General features: G+C 53.6%; 1 pseudogene. It reads right to left on the minus strand.

The annotated features are described in order from the left end of the window. Positions 1-233 (minus strand): annotated as a pseudogene (locus HBA93_RS23760) (phage protease); the annotation flags it as partial.

The following is a 233-nucleotide window of genomic DNA, read 5'->3' on the forward strand; positions in this document are numbered from 1 at the left end:
CAAGGCTGTGTCTCCTTCACATGGTGCACGGCGTCTGAGATGGAAATCAGATTGCCAACCGCGTGCTGCTCGTCCTGATATTGACGCGCCTTTGAAGCCAGTGCAGTTGCGCTCATGCCGCTTTCATCGCGGTTAGTTGCAGGAATGTCGCCAAGCGTTGAAGGTTCGGCAATAACCGGCAGCGATGAGACAAGGGCATTGAATTTCTCAAGACCACCTTCCAGCGAACACAT

The sequence above is a fragment of the Ochrobactrum sp. SFR4 genome, assembly GCF_019730395.1.
In the GTDB taxonomy this organism is placed as follows: Bacteria; Pseudomonadota; Alphaproteobacteria; order Rhizobiales; family Rhizobiaceae; genus Pseudochrobactrum.